Annotated in this window: 22 protein-coding genes, 1 tRNA gene, 2 pseudogenes and 1 riboswitch; of the genes and pseudogenes, 4 read left to right on the forward strand and 21 right to left on the reverse strand. The window is 39.6% G+C overall.

Annotated elements, in window-relative coordinates:
- Positions 1–143 precede the first annotated feature (143 nt).
- Positions 144–217, reverse strand: a tRNA-Arg gene (locus LO754_RS17005).
- A gap of 220 nt (positions 218–437) precedes the next feature.
- Here LO754_RS17005 and LO754_RS17010 point away from each other — a divergent pair.
- Both LO754_RS17010 and LO754_RS17015 read left to right on the forward strand, forming a co-directional pair.
- Positions 438–1179: pseudogene (locus tag LO754_RS17010) on the forward strand (SDR family NAD(P)-dependent oxidoreductase).
- Between the two features lie 84 nt (positions 1180–1263).
- The gene (locus LO754_RS17015) at positions 1264–1932 is read left to right on the forward strand and encodes a hypothetical protein (RefSeq protein WP_231784880.1); all 669 of its coding nucleotides are present in this window, start codon (positions 1264–1266) and stop codon (positions 1930–1932) included.
- 72 nt (positions 1933–2004) lie between these two features.
- On the opposite strand, the gene LO754_RS17020 is transcribed toward LO754_RS17015, so the two are convergent.
- The 5 genes and pseudogenes from LO754_RS17020 to rph all read right to left on the reverse strand — a co-directional run bounded on the left by LO754_RS17020 (position 2005) and on the right by rph (position 5766).
- Entirely contained in the window at positions 2005–2169 is a 165-nt protein-coding gene (locus tag LO754_RS17020) for a DUF2639 domain-containing protein (protein ID WP_231784881.1), read from the reverse strand.
- A 127-nt stretch (positions 2170–2296) separates the two neighbouring features.
- Positions 2297–3762, reverse strand: a pseudogene (locus tag LO754_RS17025) (protein adenylyltransferase SelO).
- A 143-nt stretch (positions 3763–3905) separates the two neighbouring features.
- On the reverse strand, positions 3906–4409 hold the full coding sequence (locus tag LO754_RS17030; protein ID WP_025220265.1) for a metallophosphoesterase: 504 nt from the start codon (positions 4407–4409) through the stop codon (positions 3906–3908).
- Between the two features lie 12 nt (positions 4410–4421).
- A complete protein-coding gene (locus tag LO754_RS17035) occupies positions 4422–5015 on the reverse strand; it encodes an XTP/dITP diphosphatase (RefSeq protein WP_024363265.1) in 594 nt (197 codons plus the stop codon).
- Position 5016: 1 nt separating this feature from the next.
- Positions 5017–5766 (reverse strand): ribonuclease PH, encoded by a 750-nt coding sequence (rph, locus tag LO754_RS17040; RefSeq protein WP_231786348.1) that lies wholly within the window; start codon positions 5764–5766, stop codon positions 5017–5019.
- A 175-nt stretch (positions 5767–5941) separates the two neighbouring features.
- Here rph and trhA point away from each other — a divergent pair, with 175 nt between their 5' ends.
- On the forward strand, positions 5942–6583 hold the full coding sequence (gene trhA, locus LO754_RS17045; RefSeq protein ID WP_231784882.1) for a PAQR family membrane homeostasis protein TrhA: 642 nt from the start codon (positions 5942–5944) through the stop codon (positions 6581–6583).
- Between the two features lie 63 nt (positions 6584–6646).
- Here trhA and racE read toward each other — a convergent pair whose 3' ends face one another.
- The 8 genes from racE to LO754_RS17085 form a co-directional block, all read right to left on the reverse strand.
- Positions 6647–7444: a glutamate racemase gene (gene racE / locus LO754_RS17050; protein ID WP_024363268.1), complete on the reverse strand. Its 798-nt coding sequence runs from the start codon at positions 7442–7444 to the stop codon at positions 6647–6649.
- A gap of 10 nt (positions 7445–7454) precedes the next feature.
- Complete coding sequence (locus tag LO754_RS17055) at positions 7455–7907, reverse strand: MarR family winged helix-turn-helix transcriptional regulator (RefSeq protein ID WP_024363269.1); 453 nt, start codon at positions 7905–7907, stop codon at positions 7455–7457.
- Between the two features lie 74 nt (positions 7908–7981).
- Positions 7982–8203 (reverse strand): helix-turn-helix domain-containing protein, encoded by a 222-nt coding sequence (locus LO754_RS17060; RefSeq protein WP_004226437.1) that lies wholly within the window; start codon positions 8201–8203, stop codon positions 7982–7984.
- Between the two features lie 37 nt (positions 8204–8240).
- Complete coding sequence (locus LO754_RS17065) at positions 8241–8423, reverse strand: hypothetical protein (protein ID WP_231784883.1); 183 nt, start codon at positions 8421–8423, stop codon at positions 8241–8243.
- Between the two features lie 71 nt (positions 8424–8494).
- The gene (locus tag LO754_RS17070; RefSeq protein WP_024363271.1) at positions 8495–8953 is read right to left on the reverse strand and encodes an acyl-CoA thioesterase; all 459 of its coding nucleotides are present in this window, start codon (positions 8951–8953) and stop codon (positions 8495–8497) included.
- Positions 8954–9165: 212 nt separating this feature from the next.
- Complete coding sequence (gene sdhB, locus LO754_RS17075) at positions 9166–9945, reverse strand: succinate dehydrogenase iron-sulfur subunit (RefSeq protein ID WP_024363272.1); 780 nt, start codon at positions 9943–9945, stop codon at positions 9166–9168.
- A gap of 5 nt (positions 9946–9950) precedes the next feature.
- Positions 9951–11705, reverse strand: coding sequence for a succinate dehydrogenase flavoprotein subunit (gene sdhA / locus LO754_RS17080; protein WP_024363273.1), 1755 nt, complete (start codon positions 11703–11705; stop codon positions 9951–9953).
- Positions 11706–11772: 67 nt separating this feature from the next.
- On the reverse strand, positions 11773–12381 hold the full coding sequence (locus LO754_RS17085; protein ID WP_024363274.1) for a succinate dehydrogenase cytochrome b558 subunit: 609 nt from the start codon (positions 12379–12381) through the stop codon (positions 11773–11775).
- Positions 12382–12653: 272 nt separating this feature from the next.
- Between LO754_RS17085 and LO754_RS17090 the strand changes: the two genes are divergently transcribed.
- Positions 12654–13088, forward strand: coding sequence for a YslB family protein (locus tag LO754_RS17090; RefSeq protein WP_024363275.1), 435 nt, complete (start codon positions 12654–12656; stop codon positions 13086–13088).
- A 97-nt stretch (positions 13089–13185) separates the two neighbouring features.
- On the opposite strand, the gene LO754_RS17095 is transcribed toward LO754_RS17090, so the two are convergent.
- From LO754_RS17095 to fadR, 7 genes are all read right to left on the reverse strand, one after another.
- Complete coding sequence (locus LO754_RS17095; protein WP_231784884.1) at positions 13186–14415, reverse strand: aspartate kinase; 1230 nt, start codon at positions 14413–14415, stop codon at positions 13186–13188.
- Between the two features lie 103 nt (positions 14416–14518).
- Positions 14519–14696: riboswitch (Lysine riboswitch) on the reverse strand.
- Between the two features lie 136 nt (positions 14697–14832).
- Positions 14833–16623, reverse strand: coding sequence for an excinuclease ABC subunit UvrC (gene uvrC / locus LO754_RS17100; RefSeq protein WP_108029929.1), 1791 nt, complete (start codon positions 16621–16623; stop codon positions 14833–14835).
- Between the two features lie 157 nt (positions 16624–16780).
- Complete coding sequence (gene trxA, locus LO754_RS17105; RefSeq protein ID WP_024363864.1) at positions 16781–17092, reverse strand: thioredoxin; 312 nt, start codon at positions 17090–17092, stop codon at positions 16781–16783.
- Between the two features lie 181 nt (positions 17093–17273).
- Positions 17274–18251 carry an electron transfer flavoprotein subunit alpha/FixB family protein gene (locus LO754_RS17110; protein WP_231784885.1) on the reverse strand — a complete coding sequence of 326 codons (978 nt, stop codon included), beginning with the start codon at positions 18249–18251 and terminating at the stop codon, positions 17274–17276.
- Positions 18252–18302: 51 nt separating this feature from the next.
- Complete coding sequence (locus LO754_RS17115) at positions 18303–19076, reverse strand: electron transfer flavoprotein subunit beta/FixA family protein (protein ID WP_024363862.1); 774 nt, start codon at positions 19074–19076, stop codon at positions 18303–18305.
- Between the two features lie 110 nt (positions 19077–19186).
- A complete protein-coding gene (locus LO754_RS17120; protein WP_231784886.1) occupies positions 19187–19960 on the reverse strand; it encodes an enoyl-CoA hydratase in 774 nt (257 codons plus the stop codon).
- A gap of 14 nt (positions 19961–19974) precedes the next feature.
- Positions 19975–20556 carry a fatty acid metabolism transcriptional regulator FadR gene (fadR, locus tag LO754_RS17125; protein WP_024363860.1) on the reverse strand — a complete coding sequence of 194 codons (582 nt, stop codon included), beginning with the start codon at positions 20554–20556 and terminating at the stop codon, positions 19975–19977.
- Between the last annotated feature and the right edge of the window lie 60 nt (positions 20557–20616).

Genomic DNA, 20616 nt, shown 5'->3' on the forward strand with positions numbered 1-20616 from the left:
TGTAGAAAATGTGTAGAAACTTTTCATTTTCTATCCTTTTCTAACGTATTCTCAAAAAAAGGAAAAGCGCCTCAAACCTTTGATATTAAAGGATTTGAAGCGCTTTTCAGTTGGTTCAAACTTATTCTATCTGAACCTTGATACGTCCCAGGAGGGATTCGAACCCCCGACCGACGGCTTAGAAAGTAGTTGCTCTATCCTGCTGAGCTACTGAGACATGGTGTGTGTGTTCCTAAAAACCTCTTAGGAAAGACAATATTTATTATATGTCCTTTATTACATAATGTCAACATGAATTTTACTATGGAGGCAAGGTTTGCCTTGAAAATATTATATACCTATTTATTGTATGATGCTATAGCTTTCTTTATGTTATTTCACTGCATTACATTGTCTTATTTTTTGTTAAAATAATAAGCAAAAATGGAGGTATGTGTATGTTTGAAAAGTCGGTGGTTGTGGTGACTGGTGGTGCGCAAGGAATTGGAGAAGGGATTGTGCGTGCATATGCACAGCGTGGTGCCAAGGTTGTAATTGCAGATGTGAATGTAGAGCTGGGGCATCAATTAGCGCAAGAGTGTAATGAACAAGGGTATTCGGCATTGTTTGTGGAGGCGGATGTGTCAAAAGAACAAGATATTGTTGCGTTAATGCAGCAAACGGTCCAACATTTTGGGACGATTACGATTTTAATTAATAATGCGGGTAAGTTTGAGCATGTGTCACCTTATGATATTACGGTTGCACAGTGGCATAATCTTTTACAAACGAATTTAACGAGTGTTTTATTCTGTTCTAGAGAAGCGGCTAAAATCATGCGGACAAATGAGCTTGGAGGTTCGATTGTTTCTTTCTACACGGGCTTTTATGTCTGAGCCTTATAGTGAAGCGTATGCCGCTTCCAAGGGCGGTATTGTAGCGTTAACGCATGCATTAGCCCGCTCTTTCGGTCCAGATAACATTACGGTCAATTGTATATCACCTGGTTGGATTGAAACCGGTGATTATGAACAGCTACGTGCTAGCGATCATGAACAACATCTAGTAGGGCGTGTTGGTGTGCCGGAAGATATTGCACAAGCATGTCTGTACTTAACAAATCCTGCGAATCGATTTGTCACAGGGATTAATATTACGGTCGATGGAGGCATGACAAAGAAAATGATCTATGAGGAATAATGGACGCATCTGGATTCTTGCACATTCAAGGATCGTGTAGAGTATTCTACACTAGAATGAATTTTTTAAGGGAGTGAATGTGCATTGTTTCCATATTCAAACAGCTATTCCCGGAATTCTTTAAGCGTCATCTATACGGCTCCATCCAACCAGTATACAGCGCCTATTCGGCACTTTTTACAGCCGCAACAGGATCATCGCAGATGCATTAGTAAAGCAGAGGCTGATTTTATGGCGATGAATCGACTGTTGTGGATGGAGCATGTTAATTGGACGAGGATGACCATTATAAGTATTGTCTTTAATTTGCCGGATTTACCATTTGTGCAAGCACGTCTTTTACGCAATGCGACGGATTTAGGTAATTGTCTGCGCCCCTTTTACGGCGATCAAATAGCAGATCGCTATGCAGAGCTAATAAAAGAGCATTTACTTATTGCAGCGCAGCTTGTTACAGCGGCGAATAAAGGAGATGCGGCAACAGCAGCGGCTAAAGAACAAGAATGGTATCGTAATGCCGATGACATTGCCATATTTTTAAGTTCCATTAATCCATATTTAACTAAAGAAGCTGTGCAGCAAATGTTTTATCGCCATTTAGCTTTAACGAAAAAAGAAGCCGTGACGATGATTCAAAAAGACTATCAATCAGACGTGCAAGTGTTTGATGATATAGAGGCAGAGGCACTTGCCATGTCAGACATGATAGCAAATGCCATTGTCATGCAGTTTTGCTACCAATTTTATTCATAATAAATAAAAAACCAGATTCATCGACAATCAGCATTTGTCCATCAATCTGGTTTTTCGTCTTGGAGAAAAAAGCTATGATTGCTCCGTATCGGTTTGTTGTAGCTCCACATAGCGGTAATATAAATTCCTTAATTCAGATTCTTTAAACTTGCCTAGATGTGTTTTTAATTGAGGATGCACTAAAATCCCTCTTGCGCGTAGCTCTTTGACAAACCAACCTTTTGAATATTGATGCACGTTGCACCGTCTCCTTTTCTGTTAGTCATCCATAGCGTATGCGCAAAGGTTTTATGCTGTTACCGCTACCCCTTGTTACACCAAAATAAAAACAAAGGACAAGAAATAATCCTTTGTTTACAGTCCATTATGTGCCACAAAACGTTTGGTATGGACAGTTGGATGGTGCTGGTAGCGTGGCATACGCTTCTTGTTCCGCTAAATGAGCGTACGGCTGAGATAGCACCTGTAATAGCTTATCCATAACACGATAATCACCGCGTGTAACAGCCGCTTCTAACGCTTCCTCTACCCGATGGTTTCGCGGAATAACAGCAGGGTTGGTGTCTCGCATTAACTGCTGTGATTGTGCTTTGGATGGCTCTTGCCTTTGTCTTCTTGCTTGCCACTGTTCGTACCACTTTTTAAACTCCATACTATCAAAAAGCGTCGTTCCTTCACATCTTTGAAACGTTAGTGAACGGAATGTATTTGTATAATCTGCTTCATGCTTTTCCATTAACGTTAGAAGTTCATCTATTAGTGCGGCATCTTGCGGTTCTTCATTAAAGAGACCAAGCTTTGCGCGCATTCCTGCTAACCAGTTTGTATAGTACAACTGCGGATATTGCTCAATCACTTGCTGAGCTAGTGCTACAGCATCTTCTGGGTCGTCATGGATAAGTGGAAGGAGCGTTTCAGCAAAACGCGTAATATTCCATCCTCCAATAGGCGGCTGATTGGCATAAGCATAGCGTCCTTGTCGGTCGATGGAGCTAAAAACTGTTACTGGATTATAACGATCCATAAAAGCACAAGGACCATAATCAATCGTTTCACCACTAATCGTCATATTATCTGTGTTCATTACACCATGAATAAAGCCGACTAGTTGCCATTTGGCAATAAGGGCTGCCTGTCTTCCCATAACTTCTTGAAGCAAGCTCAAATAGCGATTTTCCGTCTGTTCAATCATTGGGAAATGGCGTTGGATTGCATAATCAGCTAACTTCTGAAGCTCTTCATCGCTACCCCATTGTGCCGCATATTGAAATGTCCCTACACGTAAATGACTACTTGCAACACGCGTCAAAATCGCACCAGGTAGTTCTGTTTCACGATGTACTGGTTCTCCTGTTGTCACTACTGCCAAACTACGGGAAGTTGGGATACCTAACGCAAACATTGCTTCGCTAATAATATATTCACGTAGCATCGGTAGAAGTGCTGCTGGTAGTCACCTCCTCTAGAGTAAGGCGTTCGTCCTGAACCTTTGAGTCCGATGTCATAGCGCTCCCCAGAAGGTGTTATTTGTTCGCCTAGAAGAAGTGCTCTACCGTCCCCTAACATATTAAAATGTCCAAATTGATGTCCTGCATATGCCTGTGCAAGCGGCAATGCCCCCTTTGGTATCTCGTTACCCGCAAGCACCTCAATCCCATCTTCTTGTTGAAGCGCACTATAATCTAATCCAAGGGACTTTGCCACTGCTTCATTTAAAATCGCCAACTTAGGTGCATGCACGCGATTTAATTGAAGATGGCTATAGAATGAATTTGGTAGATGAGCATAGCTATTATCAAAATTCCAACCAATATTATTTGCCTTAGTCATTTGATCACCCTTGTTCTTTTCATTTAGTCTTTCTACTAACATGCAATTCATTCGTGGACGTATTTTCCAAAGCTGTAATCCACAAATAGAAAAACGCTTAAACTCTCTTTTAATAGAATCTTAAGCGTTTTTAATAAGTTTAGTTATGCGCGAACAAACGTATGCGTTGACAAACGATCATTGTTCTCTGTGAAGAAATCCACCTGATAATAGCTAGCTTGAATATCTATAACTGCAAAGCTTTTTTCATTGCCACCTCTTGGCTTTAATAAACTTCCTGGATTGATAAATAAGATATCATCAATCATTTCGGCACCTAATAGATGAGAATGACCAAAGCACACAATATGTGCATCGACTTCCTTTGCACGATACAATAATGCCAACATGGATGATTTAACATTAAATAAATGACCATGTGTGACAAAAAGGGCAGCATCTCCCACTTGCACAATTATTTCCTCTGGAAAAGCTTTATCAAGATCACAATTTCCCCGCACTTTTTTCATGCCATCTAATGCAGCATGGGAAAAAGGCAGTTCGCTATCACCACAATGAATCATCGTTTCGACATGCGGATAAAAGCCACGTACTTGGTCAATTACATGGCTATCTCCATGTGTATCACTCATGACCACTATTTGCATGGATATCACCTCTTACTTAATAAGGTTTGGCAATTGTTCCTTTAACTTGCGAATGGCATTTCCTCGGTGAGAAATAGCCCCTTTTTCTTCTGGTGTTAATTCAGCCATCATACGATTTAAACTTGGAACAAAAAAGACAGGGTCATAGCCAAAACCATTAGTTCCACGTTTTTCATGTGCAATGACACCTTCGCACGTGCCGAACACTGTTGTTGTTTCAAAATCAGGTCCCGCAATAGCAATACAGCAGCAAAAGCGAGCTGTGCGCTTGTTATCTTCTATACCTTGTAAATTTTGCAATAGTTTTACCATATTTGCCTCATCATCATGATCACCAGCATAGCGTGCCGAATAAACACCTGGCTCCCCATTAAGCGCATCTACAGCTAAACCACTATCATCCGCAATAACAATCGTTGCAAGCTCTTTTGCTAAAGCCTCAGCTTTTAACACGGCATTTTCTTCAAATGTTGTGCCTGTTTCTTCAATTTCCATGTCTGGTGCGACATCAAACATCGTCACCACTTCATAACCGAGAGGCCCAAACAATGCTTCGAAATCTTTTGCTTTGCCTTTGTTTTTTGTAGCAATTACAACTTGTTTCATATTAGCAGTTTCCTCCTACTTTATGAGCTATTTCTCCAAGCGCTTGTTTTTGTAGTTCAATAAGCTCGCGAATGCCCTTTTCGCCTAATGCAAGCAAGTTATTTAATTCCTCACGTGAAAAGGTCGCTTCTTCACCAGTCCCTTGTAATTCTACAAAAAGGCCTGCTCCTGTCATGACGATATTCATATCTACCGCTGCATCTACATCTTCTACATAATTTAAGTCTAAAACGGCACCTTGCTCTTCAACAATGCCAACACTTGTAGCCGCTAAAAAATCAGTAACAGGGAATTTTTCTAGTTGTTTTTCTTCAGCAAGCTTGGCAATTGCCTGTGTCATTGCGACAAATGCCCCTGTAATTGAAGCAGTTCGTGTTCCGCCGTCTGCTTGAATCACATCACAGTCAATCCATACTGTACGTTCTCCCAACGCTTCTAAATCGACGATAGCACGTAATGCGCGACCAATCAGGCGTTGAATTTCCATTGTACGTCCGTTCACTTTCCCGCGTGACGATTCACGTGGTGTTCGTTGTGCTGTGGCACGAGGTAACATTGAATACTCAGCTGTAATCCAACCTTTGCCCTGTCCGCGTAAAAAACCTGGTACTTTATCTTCAACTGTTGCTGTACAAATTACTTTCGTATTTCCAACTTGGATTAATACTGAGCCTTCTGGATGCAATAAATACTCGCTATCCATTTTCACAGGACGCAATGCATCTGCATCTCTACCATCAAATCTTGTCATCATTCATCGTGCCTCCTAAAATCTTTCGCGCCCTTATTTTATCATATTTTCCACTGATGCGACGATTTACTACATGCAATATATGATATTTATCATATCAATTGCATTACATTTTCATCTACAATAAAAAATCTTAAGCTGTTATAGTAATATAATAAAGAAAGAGGTGATGGTCATGTCTCAATCAACAATTGAGCATAGTAGTTATACCATAAAGGAAGAATTTTGGAATGCGCTAACACATGGAATCGGTGCATTTTTAACAGTTCCTGCTACCCTTCTATTAGTGCATAAAGCTCTAACAACCGGTACAAGCACCGAGCTTATTAGTTACATTATTTTTGGTATTTCGATGTTTTGTTTATACATAGCATCGACCTTATATCATGCACTGCCCACACATAAAGTGCTTTTGAAAAAATTAGATCATAGCTCCATCTTCTTATTAATCGCAGGAACATATACACCTGTAGCGCTTATTGCCGTAGATGGAAAATTAGGAATGAGCATATTTATCATCGAATGGGTTCTTGCCTTTATCGGCATCGTCTTAAAACAATTTTTCGTCCATCGTTTCAAAAAAATCTCGTTGATTGTGTACATTGGCATGGGTTGGCTGATTGTCTTTGCCTATAAACCATTGGTCGCTTATATCTCATTCAACGGGTTTATGACACTTTTACTCGGCGGTATTTTTTATACTGCTGGCACATTTTTTTACAAAAACAAAAAAATAAAGTACAACCACGCAATATGGCATGTCTTTGTGATGGCAGGAAGTGCAGCGATGTTCGTTGCGATTTATTTGTTTTTGTAAAATTGTCTATTTCAATATAATGACGACTAAAAAAATCAGCCTAGCTCGTAAGCTAAGCTGATTTTATTTTAATGTAATACGGTGTATGTCAAGCGTACCTTGTTCTAACCAATTTTCTGCAATGGAACGGAAAATCGGCACAGAACCCGTTGCATAAAATTTATGTGCGGGCTTAGCATTTGTATCTGCTAAAGTACCATTATACGCAAGCATTTCCTCGACATCCTTTGCTGTTTCTTCCGCAGAAGATAGCACGAAAACATCTTCTCCGACGACAGCTTCAATTTGTTTTTGCAAAATCGGGTAATGCGTACATCCTAAAATGACCGTATCAAATTGTTCGTTTTTTAACGGTTTTAAGCCTTCTGCAATTAAATTATTTGCAAATTGTCCTTTATATTCGCCACTTTCCACTAGTGGTACGAACGTTGGACAAGCCAATGGAATAATGTGGGTAGACGTATTCAAAGACAATAAGGCTTCTTCATACGCCCCACTTTTAATTGTACCTTCTGTTGCAAGCACAACGACTTCATGTCGCTTCGTTTTCTTTACAGCTGCACGTGCGCCAGCATTAATAACGCCTAGTACCGGAAAAGGCATATTACGTTGTAAACTTTCGAGTGCTACTGCAGTCGCTGTATTACAAGCTATGACGAGCATCTTAATATTCATTTTTTCGAGTGCTTTGGCCATTTGCCAAGTAAAATTCCGTACTTCCTGTCGAGTTCGTGGACCATACGGACATCTTGCTGTATCACCGATATAATAAATCGTTTCGTTTGGCAATCGTTTTATTATTTCCTTTGCTACGGTTAGACCGCCTACTCCTGAATCAATAACGCCTATCGGGGCATTCATACTTTCCGCCTCAATCCTGTTTCATGTGTACATGTAGTTTTTGTAAATAGCTCGATAATTGCGCGACTTCTTGTTCGTTAAATCCTACAAGCATTTCTTGCAAATATTGCTGTCTTTTTTCAATAACCTCTTGAATAATTCGTTCGCCTTTTTCGAGAAGATGAACGACAACGACCCGGCGATCATTTTCATCACGCACTCGCTTGACTAATTCATTTTTCTCCATACGATCCACTAAATCTGTTGTCGTACTAAAAGCTAAGTATAAACGGTTTGATAAATCGCCAATTGTAATATCACCGAGCTCTTCTAACCACTGTAATGCAACAAATTGTGGCGGCGTAATTGTATATTGTGAAACAATTTCTCTTCCTTTTTGCTTCACAATGGCCGCAATATAGCGTAGTTCCTTTTCAACCGTTGCAACGGTTTCAGGTGAGTGCTTTGTTACTTCATCCGACATATAACTATTCCACTCCTAAACATGCGTTGAATAGTTCTATTTTGTCGTTTTTTTCACGAAATAGCAAGTGTCCATTAGTCTAATTTGAATTCTTCTAAGCGTAACAGCTCAATTAACGCTTGAGATCGATTTGTTACACCTAGCTTTTGAATTGTATTGGAAATGTGATTTCGCACTGTTTTTTCACTAATACCAAGCTGCTCTGCAATATCCCTCGTTGTTTTTTCAGCTAATAAAAGCGCAAATATTTCACGTTCTCGGTTTGTTAAAAGAGAACGATGATGAGAGCCATTCATTTTCAGTCACACCCTCCTCCCCCGCACGTATTGTAACTTATGTTAAGGAGTGTTGAGCGGTGACGGCTATTTTCATGAATACACCGAGTTTCCACAAAAATTTCGGAAGTTCTTCTTTTTCGCGCGACAAATGAGATAAAAAATGGAATTCTTGACGCCCTAGCTTCTTTTTTCGAGCATGCTCGGGAAAATCTGCGTTACCTGCCACAAGAAATTCCACGCCGACCTCCATCCATGCCTATATTCCATTCTGCCTCACTTAAAAGGATGAAGCACTCAATGAATAGCAAATTACATAATCGCTAACTGTGCTAATTGCGCCTTTTCTTCTTGTGATATCGGCACGCTTTTACCTGTTCGTGGATCCATTTGTACTACTGTACCACGACCTGTAAAGCATACTTCATCCTTTTGATTTTTCGCTAAGTAATGGATATCCATTGATGAGTTACCTAATTTCGCTACTTTTGTATATATACGAAGTACATCATTAAAGAAAACTTGCTTTCGATAATCACATTGTAAATCTGCTACAATCGGAATCCCCTTTACCTTGTCGTCCAATGCAGAAGGCATTAAGATGCCTAAATGATTAAAATAATCGATTCTAGCCTGTTCAAAATATGTAAAGCTAACGGTATTATTCATATGCCCATACATATCCGTTTCCGAAAAACGCACACGTACCTCAATATAAAATGAAAAATCCTCTGCCCATTTCTCAAAGTCTTCAATATAATTTGCTTTCATATCCCCAACCCCTTTGTGTGATTGCCTACTGTTAATCTATTCGTATTACCATCGTTAAAAAATGAATACAAATTCATTATAAAGGAAGAAAGGCAATTATGATAGAAAAATCAGAAATTTTAGTGTTTTATTCACGATTTCACTCATCTTCTATCTAACAGTCTATAAAAAAACTCCCTTACACTATTGTGTAAGGGAGTAGCATTGTACAATTAGTCAACGTAATGGTCAGAACCGAAGAAGTTACGGAACATTTGCACTGTTGTTGCACGGTTTAAAGATGCGATAGATGTTGTTAAAGGAATACCTTTAGGACAAGCAGCTACACAGTTTTGAGAGTTACCGCAGTTAGCAAGACCGCCGTCACCCATAATTGCATTTAAACGTTCGTCTTTAATCATTGCACCTGTTGGGTGTGTGTTAAATAGACGTACTTGTGATAATGGTGCGGGTCCAATGAATGAAGCTTTTTCAGACACGTTTGGACATGCTTCCATACATACACCACAAGTCATACATTTAGATAATTCATAAGCCCATTGACGTTTACCTTCTGGCATACGTGGACCTTCACCTAAATCATAAGTACCATCGATTGGTACCCATGCTTTCACTTTTTTCAGTGCGTTGAACATACGATCACGGTCAACTTGTAAGTCACGTACAACCGGGAAAGTTTTCATTGGCTCAAGGCGTACTGGTTCAGTCAATTGATCAATCAGTGTTGAACATGATTGACGTGGACGACCATTGATTACCATTGAACATGCGCCACAAACTTCTTCAAGACAGTTCATATCCCATGAAACTGGTGTAGTTTTTTCACCGTTTGCCATCACTGGATTTTTTTGAATCTCCATTAACACAGAAATAACGTTCATACCATGACGGTAAGGAACTTCGAATTTCTGCCAGTAGCTTTGGCCACCTTGTGTATCTTGACGTAAAATTTCAACTTTTACCATTCTTCCAGTATTAGCTGCGATTTCCATAATTCTTAGTCTCCTTTCGCAGAGTAGTCACGTTTACGTGGTGGGATTAATGATACGTCTACTTCTTGATATGTGATCACTGGCTCGCCTGTAGCAGGGTCGAATTTCGCCATTGTTGTTTTTAAGAAGTTTTCATCATCACGTTGCGGGAAGTCTGGTTTATAGTGCGCACCACGAGATTCATTACGAAGTAAAGCACCTTTTGTCATTACTTTCGCTAGGTAAAGCATGTTTTTCAACTGACGTGTAAAGTGAGCACCTTGGTTACTCCATTTTTGTGTATCGTTGATGTTAATGTTTTCCCAACGTTTTTGGAATTCACCAAGTTTTTTATATGTTTCTTCAAGTTGGTCGTTATAGCGTACAACTGTCATTGTAGCAGTCATTAACTCACCAAGCTCTTTATGAAGAAGGTAAGCGTTTTCTGTGCCGTCCATTTTCATGATAGCATCCCATTTCGCTTGCTCTTCTTTAACACGTGCATCATAAATATCTTGCGATAAATCTTCAGCATGCTTTTTAAGATGTTTAACGTAATCTACTGCATTTGGACCAGCAACCATACCGCCATAAATTGCAGATAATAATGAGTTAGCACCAAGACGGTTTGCACCATGTTGAGAGTAATCACATTCACCCGCTGCGAATAGACCAGGAATTTCAGTCATTTGGTTGTAGTCAACCCATAATCCACCCATTGAGTAGTGAACTGCAGGGAAAATTTTCATTGGTAATTTACGTGGGTCATCACCTACGAATTTTTCGTAGATTTCAATGATACCACCAAGTTTTACATCTAATTCATGTGGATCTTTATGAGAAAGATCTAGGTACACCATGTTTTCGCCGTTGATACCAAGTTTTTGGTTTACACAAACGTCGAAAATTTCACGTGTTGCGATATCACGTGGTACTAAGTTACCATATGCAGGGTATTTTTCTTCTAAGAAGTACCAAGGTTTACCGTCTTTATATGTCCAAATACGGCCACCTTCACCACGAGCAGATTCTGACATTAGACGGTTTTTGTCGTCCCCAGGAATCGCTGTTGGGTGAATTTGAATGAACTCACCATTCGCGTATGAAGCACCTTGTTGGTATACGATAGAAGCAGCAGAACCTGTGTTAATAACAGAGTTTGTTGTTTTACCGAAGATAATACCAGGGCCACCAGTCGCCATAATAACAGCGTCTGCACGGAATGATTGAATTTCTTCTGTACGCATATTTTGTGCGACGATACCGCGGCAAACGCCGTCATCATCGATAACAACACCAAGGAATTCCCAGTGTTCATATTTGTTAACTAAACCAGCTACTTCGTGAGAACGAACTTGCTCGTCCAACGCGTATAGTAATTGCTGACCAGTTGTAGCACCTGAGAATGCTGTACGGTGCATTAACGTACCACCGAAACGGCGGAAATCAAGTAAACCTTCTGGTGTACGGTTGAACATTACACCCATACGGTCCATTAAGTGAATAATACCAGGGGCAGCATCACACATACCTTTAACTGGTGGTTGGTTCGCTAAGAAATCCCCACCATATACTGTATCATCAAAGTGAATCCAAGGAGAATCCCCTTCACCTTTTGTATTTACGGCACCATTAATTCCGCCTTGCGCACATACAGAGTGTGAGCGTTTTACAGGAACTAATGAGAATAAATCAACTTCAGTACCAACTTCAGCTGCTTTAATCGTTGCCATCAGACCAGCTAAACCGCCGCCGACAACAATTATTTTGCTTTTCGCCATGATTATTTCTCACTCCTCTTAAAAAATTGCAATGATTGCATGTACTCTTATAGTAGCTTCTATTGAATTATACGAAAGCTAAAATAGCAGCCACACCAACTACACTTAGAATTACGAAAAGAACGTTTGTTACATAAGTAGCAATCTTTTGAGACTGTGGTGATTGTGTAATACCCCAGCTTACTAAGAATGACCACAAACCATTTGTTAAGTGGAAAGTTGCTGATAAAATACCAACAATGTAGAATCCAAGCATAAATGGATTTGCAACGATATTTGCCATCATGTCGTAATCAACGTGTGTACCAAGCGCTTTTTGAATACGAGTTTGGAAAATATGCCATGCAATGAAAATTACTAAAAATACACCTGTGAAGCGTTGTAATGAGAACATCCAGTTACGGTATGTGCTGAAACGCCCTGTATTTGGTGTAGCTGTGAATGCAATGAACACACCATAAAATGCGTGGAACATTAATGGAATGTAGATGACAATCCACTCAACTAGGATAAGAAATGGAATTTTTTCCATTACTGCGGTAGCATCATTGTAACTTTCTGCTCCGCCTGTTGCTGTAAAGTTAATGAATAGGTGCATCGTTAAAAACAGACCTACTGGAATGATCCCAAGTAGAGAATGTAAGCGACGCCATAAAAACTCTCGATCTTTCGACAAGACTGTTACCCCCCTTAGTACTTAAAATAGCACAACAAAAGAAGTCATCATTTTGTAAATGATACTCCATTGACTGTGTATTTCATCATGGTACAATATTATGACATGTTTATTGTACTCTCAAGAGCTACGAGCGTCAAGGTAACATAGAGTTTTTGCTAGACCTTATTAAAGAAGTAATCTAGTACATAACGTGTCGTTTCTTCTCGAAAAATCTATCATTACTTTATTGGTGCTAAATTATAAGAAAATTCTAAGAAAGAAGGATTTCTATGTTAAATAATCCATCTAATACTATCTCATCATTTGGATATGAGTTAATTCGTGATCATGTCCTATCTTCAATACTTGGTAAACATGAGGATGACGTACTATATTGGGCTGGCAAGGAGCTTGCGCGGAAGTTTCCTTGTAAAAGTCAAGATGAACTTATCGCATTTTTCGCAGATGCGTGCTGGGGTACTCTAGTATTGACAAAGGAGTCTAAAGATGGGCGCATTTTCCATTTAATGAATGAACCAACCCTTTTACAAATTCAAAATCGTAGCTTTAGACTTGAAGCAGGCTTTATTGCTGAACAAATTCAGCAAGTAAAAGGTTACTTGACTGAATGTTATGATGAGAAGCGTGAAAAACAACAGCTTGTCACGTTTACAGTCAAATGGGATGTTAAAGAACGTATTATGAATACAATAACAAATGAATAAACGTTTAAAGGATTCTTTTGTTAGAACAAACCTTATACGTGGGGACAAAAGGCAACAAGATGTTACTCTTGATGCCTTTTATCATTTTATATAGTAGTTACTGTTTGTGAATTTCTTCTTCTAAATTAAACTCCTCATGTAATGCATTAGCAGCTCGAATCATTTCGTCTTGCGGCACAACAACAGAGACTTTAATTTCCGACGTACTCACCATTTTTACTGGAATATCCTCTCGACGTAAGCGATCAAACATTCTGGCAGCTACTCCAGGATTCGATGCCATTCCAGATCCAATAATCGACACTTTCGCTAAGCCGATTTCAAAATCGGCAAAGCTAAAACCAAGTGACAATTTACTATTTTCTAACACTCGTAAAGCTTCAGCAAATTCCTCTTTTAAAATGGTAAAGGATACAGATGGTTTCACACCTTCAATAATAGCTTGAACAATAATATCAACATTAATGCGGTTTTCTGCCAGTATCGCAAACATATCTGCTAACGATGCAGTTGAATATGTATCATAGCCAATTGTTAAACGAATAATATCTGCTTCGAAAGCAACACCACGTACAATTAAATTTTTCTCCATTTCAACTTCCTCCTTTAATAAAGTACCTACTGTATCCACTACACTTGAACGAATAATCACCGGGATTTGAAATTTTTTTGCTAACTCCACTGCACGTGGATGTAGAATATGTGATCCTAAATGCGAAAGTTCCAACATTTCATCATAGGAAATCGCCTGTAACTTTCTCGCTTTTTCAATATGACTTGGATCAGCTGTATAGACACCATCGACATTTGTATAAATCTCAACACGCTCTGCATCTAATGCTGCTGCAATGGCTACTGCTGTCGTTTCTGCTCCACCCTTTCCAAGTGTTGTAATATTGTTGGCAGTATTCATCCCTTGTTCCCCAGCAATAACAACAATTTGTCCTTGTGTCATATGCTCTTGCATGCGACGAACATCGATTTGATCAATACGTGCATTAAAATGTTTTGCATCTGTCTGCACACCAGCTTGCCAGCCAGTTAATGACACTGCATCATAACAGGCCTCTTGCAAAGCAATCGCAAATAGTGCACTTGATAGTTGCGAGCTCGTCGATAACAGTACATCCATCTCACGCTTAGAGGCATCATCTGATAATGCACGTACCATTTTCGTTAAGTCTTTAGCTGTACGGCCCATCGCTGCTGTCACTACTACTACATCATAGCCACGCTCTTTTTTTGCCATTGCAATTTTAGCGACCTCCTGAATCCGCTCTGTTGAGGCGATTGCAGGTCCACCAAATTTCAATACAATACTTGCCATTTTCATCATTCTCCTTTTTTAGATTCGTTTCTAGAACAGCAAAAAGGCAGCCATCACATAACGTGAAAGCTGCCTGCAACATGTACAATAAAATAGCTTGCGCATGTGTGATAGCTCTCCGAAACGTCAAGATTCGACAGTCCTACATCTGTTAAATGCAAAACCAGCAAAGTATCGGAACAACGATACTTCACTTCGGCAAGCTCCCCTTTCACACATCATCACTGGATTTGTCCATCCTTCGATGTACTACTATTGAACCTTGCACCTCTATCATCACTTAAAATAGTGAAATGTAATTTTACCTTTTATGAAAATACTTCGTTATTATGCTTTATTGCACAATCGTTCATACAAGGATTGTTAGAACATAATGGTATTACCATTGCTATGTTCTATTCCAACATTAGCATATGTCTAATCCTTTGACAACGTCTGCTGCTGAAAATAAGTGTAAATAATGTTCGCTAAGTTTGCAGGCATTCCTGCTTCTTGAAGGGCAAGCTCACTCGCCTCACGAATCTTTTTAACTGAGCCAAAATGCTTCAATAGCTGTTGCTTTCGTTTCGGTCCAACACCTTCAATGCCATCGAGTACAGATTGAATCGCATTTTTTTCATGTTGTTGCCGTAGGAATGTAATAGCAAAACGGTGCACTTCATCCTGAATACGTTGAAGTAAATAAAAGCCATCACTCGTTCGTTTTAATGCGATAACATCAGGCGGATCACCGAACAAGAGCTGAGATGTATTATGCTTATCATCTTTTGCTAAACCAGCGATTGGAATAACAAGACCAAGTTCATCTTCCAACACTTCTCGTGCCACTTCCATCTGTCCTTTACCGCCATCTATTAGCACTAAATCGGGCAATGGCAAGCCTTCTTTTAATACCCTCGTGTAACGGCGGCGTATCACTTCCTGCATTGCCCCGTAATCGTCATGTTTTGCGGCTGTTCGTGTTTTGTATTTACGATATTCTTTCTTTGCCGGTTTACCATCAATAAAAACAACCATTGCTGATACCGCATCCGTACCATGCATATGGCTATTATCGAATGCTTCAATGCGCAATGGTGCTGAAATGCCCATTGCTTCGCCTAGTGCCTCGCATGCGCCAATTGTACGTTCTTCTTGTCGCTCAATCAATTGGAATTTAGCAGCCACAGCAATTTCCGCATTTTTCATAGCCAAATCAACTAGCTCTTTCTTTTGCCCTCGCTTCGGTGTCAGTACTTTAACCTCTAATAATTCGGTTAAAATTGCCGCATCAATAGCCTGTGGAATGAAAATTTCTTTCGGTTTAATATGCTCTAGCTTTTCATAAAAGCGTCCGACAAACGTTAAAAATTCTTCCTCCACGTCCTGATAAATTGGGAAAATGGAGACATCCCGTTCAATTAACTTGCCTTGACGAACGAAAAACACTTGCACACACATCCAACCTTTTTCAACCGCATAACCAAAGACATCGCGGTTGGTCGTATCACTAGACACGATTTTTTGTTTTTGCATAACCGTCTCAATATGTGCAATTTGATCGCGGAACTCCTTTGCTCGCTCGAATTCTAGTTGCTCTGCCGCGACTAGCATCTTGTCCTCAAGTTCTTTTTTTACTGCCTCAACGCCGCCATTTAAGAACTTCGTCATATCTTCAATCATATCGTGATAGATGTGAGCATCAATATCCTTTACACATGGAGCTAAGCACTGTCCCATATGATAGTACAAGCAAACCTTGGTTGGTAATTGCACACATTTTCGCAGCGGATATAGTCTATCCAGTAGCTTTTTCGTCTCACTTGCTGCATACGCATTTGGATAAGGACCAAAATATTTTGCCTTATCTTTTTTTACTTTACGTGTTGTAATAAGTCGTGGATGTTTCTCGTTCGTAATTTTTAAATACGGATATGTTTTATCATCCGTAAGCATGATATTGTATTTAGGATCGTGTAGCTTTATAAGGTTCAACTCTAAAATAAGTGCCTCCAAATTAGATGAAGTCACAATATACTCAAAATCTTCAATTTCGCCAACAAGGCGTTGTGTTTTGCCTTCGTGTGTTCCTGTAAAATAGGAGCGCACTCGATTTTTTAGCACCTTTGCCTTACCTACATAAATAATTGTCCCTTGTCGATCTTTCATCAAATAGCAGCCAGGCTGATCTGGTAAAATATCAAGCTTTCGTTTAATTAAATCATTCATCGCCTACCTGCCCCCCTTTTTTTGATGCTAAATAAAAGTGCCATTTGCGATGCCTAAACGGATATCAAATATCACCATTTAACGGTTGCTTCTCTTTTATTATATAACGAAAAAAAGCCGAGCACATCTAAAGATGGCTCAGCTCTTTTTTTACAAATTAAGCATGTTTTGCGATGAAAGCTTCTAATGCTTCTTTTGGTTGGAAACCAACAGTTTTGTCTACTAATTCACCATTTTTGAATAAAAGCAGTGAAGGAATAGACATGATTTGGTATTGTGCAGCAGTACCTTGGTTGTTATCTACGTCAACTTTGACGATTTTAGCAGCACTACCCGCAGCATCCATTTCTTCAAGAACTGGTCCAATCATTTTACATGGTCCACACCAAGCAGCCCAAAAGTCGACTAATACTAAGCCTTCTTTAATATCATCTTGGAACGTCGCATCTGTTGCATGTACAATTGCCATTTGAAATCCTCCTTAAACTTACTATGTTTGTAGTATAGCATGGTTAATTTATGTTGAGCGAACAATCTGCCTGCAATGTCTAATTTAGGCTTTACGTACAATCGGCATCCTGTTCCCCTATTTTACTATTCCCCATTTTTTCTTCTCTCAAGCATTAAAAAAGCTAGGGAAGACCCCTAGCTTATGCGTTCACTTTTAACGCTTTAAATTCTTCAATTAGCAATGGAATCACTTCGAATAAATCGCCTACGATACCGTAGTCTGCTACTTTAAAGATATTTGCCTCAGGATCTTTATTAATCGCTACAATGACTTTTGAGTTTGACATACCCGCTAAATGTTGGATAGCCCCAGAAATACCTGCTGCGATGTAAAGGTCTGGTGTCACAACCTTACCTGTTTGACCGATTTGTAATGAATAATCACAATACTCAGCATCGCATGCTCCACGAGATGCACCAACTGCACCACCAAGTAAATCTGCTAATTCTTTTAGCGGTTCGAAGCCTTCCTCTGATTTAACACCACGACCACCTGCTACTACCACTTTAGCTTCTGAAAGATCTACGCCTTCTGAAGATTTACGTACGACCTCTTTAATGATTGAACGTAAATTTGTAATATCAACTGTAATAGATGATACATCACCTGTTTTACCTGGTGCTTTTTCTAAAGGTGCAATATTATTTGGACGGATTGAAACTAACACTACGCCATCTTTTACTTTTACCTTTTCAAAAGCCTTACCCGAATAAATTGGACGGATGAATACTGCATCGTCACCGGCACCTTCAATAGAAGTGACGTCAGAAACAAGTCCTGCTTGTAATTTACTCGCAATTTTAGGCGATAAATCTTTACCATTAGCTGTATGACCAAATACGATGCCTGTTGGATTTTCTTGCTCGATAACAGCTAATAAAGCTTGTCCATAGCCATCTGATGTATATTGTTTTAAATGCGGATGCTCCACTGTCACAACACGATCTGCCCCATACTCGAATAATGCACTTGCTAACCCTGCAACCGCATCTCCTAAAAGTACCCCTACAACTTCGCCGCCATCAGCGATTTGTTTTGCTGCTGCAATTGCCTCGAAAGATACATTACGTAAGCTTCCTTCACGAACTTCACCTAATACTAATACTTTTTTTGACATAGTATATTCCCTCCGTTACCCTTTAAGATTCGATTTGCGTTAACAAATGACTTAAACTACTTTCGCTTCTGAATGAAGTAAGTTGACTAGCTCTTTTGCTTGAGCAGAAAGTTCGCCTTCTAAAATACGACCTGCTGCTTTTTGAGCTGGCAAGTAAATATCCACCGTTTCTACTTTTACTTCAACATCATCTTCATCGATATCTAAATCATCTAATTCAAGCTCTGCAAGCGGTTTCTTCTTCGCTTTCATGATGCCTGGTAATGATGGGTAACGCGGCTCATTTAAACCTTGTTGAGCAGTTACTAAAAGTGGTAAAGATGTTTCAATTACTTCTGAATCCCCTTCGATATCGCGCACGATTTTTGCAGATGTGCCATCGATTTCAAGATTTGTAATTGTTGTTACATAGTTAATGCCCAATAAATCAGCAACGCGTGGACCTACTTGACCAGAACCGCCGTCAATTGCCACATTGCCTGTTAAAATTAAGTCCGCCTCTTTATCTTTTAAGTACTCAGCTAAAATGTAAGCAGCTGCATTTTGATCTAATTCATCTAGATCATCTTCTGTATTAATAAGAACCGCTTCGTCAGCACCCATTGCTAACGCTGTACGTAATTGTTTCTCCGCATCTTCGCCACCAATTGTCACAACTGTTACTTTACCACCAGCTGCGTCACGAACTTGGATTGCTTCCTCAATTGCATATTCATCATAAGGATTAATAATGAATTCAGCGCCATCCTCTTGGATTTTACCACCTGACACAACGATTTTTTCTTCTGTATCAAACGTACGTTTAATTAATGCAAAAATATTCATATATTCATACCCCCTGCAACGTTTTTTGATTTCTAAGTAAACTTGTAAATATTATATATTTTCAACGTAGATAAACTCCCCTTTCAGTCGTTACCTACACTGATGGAAAACTATTTGCCAGTAAACACAGGCTCGCGTTTTTCGATAAATGCTTGAATACCTTCTTTAGCATCTGCTGATACAAAAACCGTACCAAAGGATTTAGCTTCTGCCTCCATACCTTCATAGAATGAAGCCGGCTTCGCATATTGCAATGCTTGAATGGCTTCTTTCAAAGCGATTGGGCTCTTTTTAGCAATTTTTTTAGCAACCTGTAGTGTTTCCTCAAGTAATGATTCATCGGTAAATGCACGGTTCGCTAAGCCCCACTGCACAGCTTCTGCCCCTGTAATAGGTTCGCTTGTAAACATCATTTCCGCTGCTTTTGCTACCCCCACATAACGCGGTAAACGTTGTGTGCCACCAAAGCCTGGAATAAGACCTAGTTGTAATTCAGGCAACCCTAATTTCGCAGATTCTGTTACAAAGCGCATATGGCAACTCATTGCTAGTTCTAGACCACCGCCAAGTGCCGCACCGTGGATTGCTGCAATAACAGGTTTAGAGAACGTTTCAACACGTTCAAATACTTGTTGCCCATTGCCTGCAAGCTTCGTAAATTCATCTCCAGACTCTACTTCAGTAAATTCCTTAATGTCTGCACCCGCTGAGAAGAAACGGCCTTCGCCATGAAGTACAAGGACACGTACAGCGTCATCGTTTTCTACGGCATCTAGCACAGCATCTACTTCTGCAATGATTCCACGAGATAATGCGTTTGCTGGAGGACGTGCAATCGTAATAATTGCTACTCCATCTTCTACTTTCCAACTTAGAAATTCCATTTCTCCACATCCTTTTAAGCTTTAATGCCGTTCAGGATTAATGCCTGAACTTTCGGAACCTGTTCTATCAAATCATATCGATAGTCATTCATCACCCACGATGTAATCGTTTCGTCAATTGTGCCAAATACCATTTGACGTGCCAAACGTACATCCATCGTTTGATTGAACTCACCAGTAACCATACCTTCAATTAGAATCTGATCAAGCAATTGCAAGTAATCTCTTAATACTGCATTGATCTTTTGACGTAAATCTTTATTTGATTGACGAAGTTCTAATTGAGTCACAGTCGCTAATGATCGATCTGTAGCTAGAACATTAAAATGATTTTCAATCATGCGTGAAAGTTTGTCTTTCGACGTGCTTCCATTTTCTATTATATCTTGTAATGACTCTACAAAAACAGCCATTTTTTCATTAAAGACAGAAATTAATATATCTTCTTTATTTTTAAAATATAAATAGATCGTTCCGTCAGCCACCCCAGCTTGTTTTGCGATCTTCGATACTTGCGCTTGGTGATACCCATTTTCTGCAATAACGAAGACAGCTGCATCAATAATTTGCTTATATTTTGGCTTATCTCGTTTCATCTTTATATCACCACCTAAAAAACATACGCACGCCCATCTCCATCTGTGGCACTTTGCTTA

The sequence above is a fragment of the Lysinibacillus sp. GJ-1 genome, from assembly GCF_021166035.1.
GTDB lineage: Bacteria > Bacillota > Bacilli > Bacillales_A > Planococcaceae > Lysinibacillus > Lysinibacillus sphaericus.

What these genes read in the sequence shown, in the direction of transcription:
- LO754_RS17030 (WP_025220265.1), bottom strand. Translation starts at nt 4,409, where the DNA reads ATGCAAATAGTGGTCATGAGTGATACACATGGAGATAGCCATGTAATT.
- LO754_RS17035 (WP_024363265.1), bottom strand. Translation starts at nt 5,015, where the DNA reads ATGAAACAAGTTGTAATTGCTACAAAAAACAAAGGCAAAGCAAAAGAT.
- rph (WP_231786348.1), bottom strand. Translation starts at nt 5,766, where the DNA reads ATGACAAGATTTGATGGTAGAGATGCAGATGCATTGCGTCCTGTGAAA.
- trhA (WP_231784882.1), top strand. Translation starts at nt 5,942, where the DNA reads ATGTCTCAATCAACAATTGAGCATAGTAGTTATACCATAAAGGAAGAA.
- racE (WP_024363268.1), bottom strand. Translation starts at nt 7,444, where the DNA reads ATGAATGCCCCGATAGGCGTTATTGATTCAGGAGTAGGCGGTCTAACC.
- LO754_RS17055 (WP_024363269.1), bottom strand. Translation starts at nt 7,907, where the DNA reads ATGTCGGATGAAGTAACAAAGCACTCACCTGAAACCGTTGCAACGGTT.
- LO754_RS17060 (WP_004226437.1), bottom strand. Translation starts at nt 8,203, where the DNA reads ATGAATGGCTCTCATCATCGTTCTCTTTTAACAAACCGAGAACGTGAA.
- LO754_RS17070 (WP_024363271.1), bottom strand. Translation starts at nt 8,953, where the DNA reads ATGAAAGCAAATTATATTGAAGACTTTGAGAAATGGGCAGAGGATTTT.
- sdhB (WP_024363272.1), bottom strand. Translation starts at nt 9,945, where the DNA reads ATGGAAATCGCAGCTAATACTGGAAGAATGGTAAAAGTTGAAATTTTA.
- sdhA (WP_024363273.1), bottom strand. Translation starts at nt 11,705, where the DNA reads ATGGCGAAAAGCAAAATAATTGTTGTCGGCGGCGGTTTAGCTGGTCTG.
- LO754_RS17090 (WP_024363275.1), top strand. Translation starts at nt 12,654, where the DNA reads ATGTTAAATAATCCATCTAATACTATCTCATCATTTGGATATGAGTTA.
- LO754_RS17095 (WP_231784884.1), bottom strand. Translation starts at nt 14,415, where the DNA reads ATGGCAAGTATTGTATTGAAATTTGGTGGACCTGCAATCGCCTCAACA.
- uvrC (WP_108029929.1), bottom strand. Translation starts at nt 16,623, where the DNA reads ATGAATGATTTAATTAAACGAAAGCTTGATATTTTACCAGATCAGCCT.
- trxA (WP_024363864.1), bottom strand. Translation starts at nt 17,092, where the DNA reads ATGGCAATTGTACATGCAACAGATGCGACGTTCCAAGATGATATTAAA.
- LO754_RS17110 (WP_231784885.1), bottom strand. Translation starts at nt 18,251, where the DNA reads ATGTCAAAAAAAGTATTAGTATTAGGTGAAGTTCGTGAAGGAAGCTTA.
- LO754_RS17115 (WP_024363862.1), bottom strand. Translation starts at nt 19,076, where the DNA reads ATGAATATTTTTGCATTAATTAAACGTACGTTTGATACAGAAGAAAAA.
- LO754_RS17120 (WP_231784886.1), bottom strand. Translation starts at nt 19,960, where the DNA reads ATGGAATTTCTAAGTTGGAAAGTAGAAGATGGAGTAGCAATTATTACG.
- fadR (WP_024363860.1), bottom strand. Translation starts at nt 20,556, where the DNA reads ATGAAACGAGATAAGCCAAAATATAAGCAAATTATTGATGCAGCTGTC.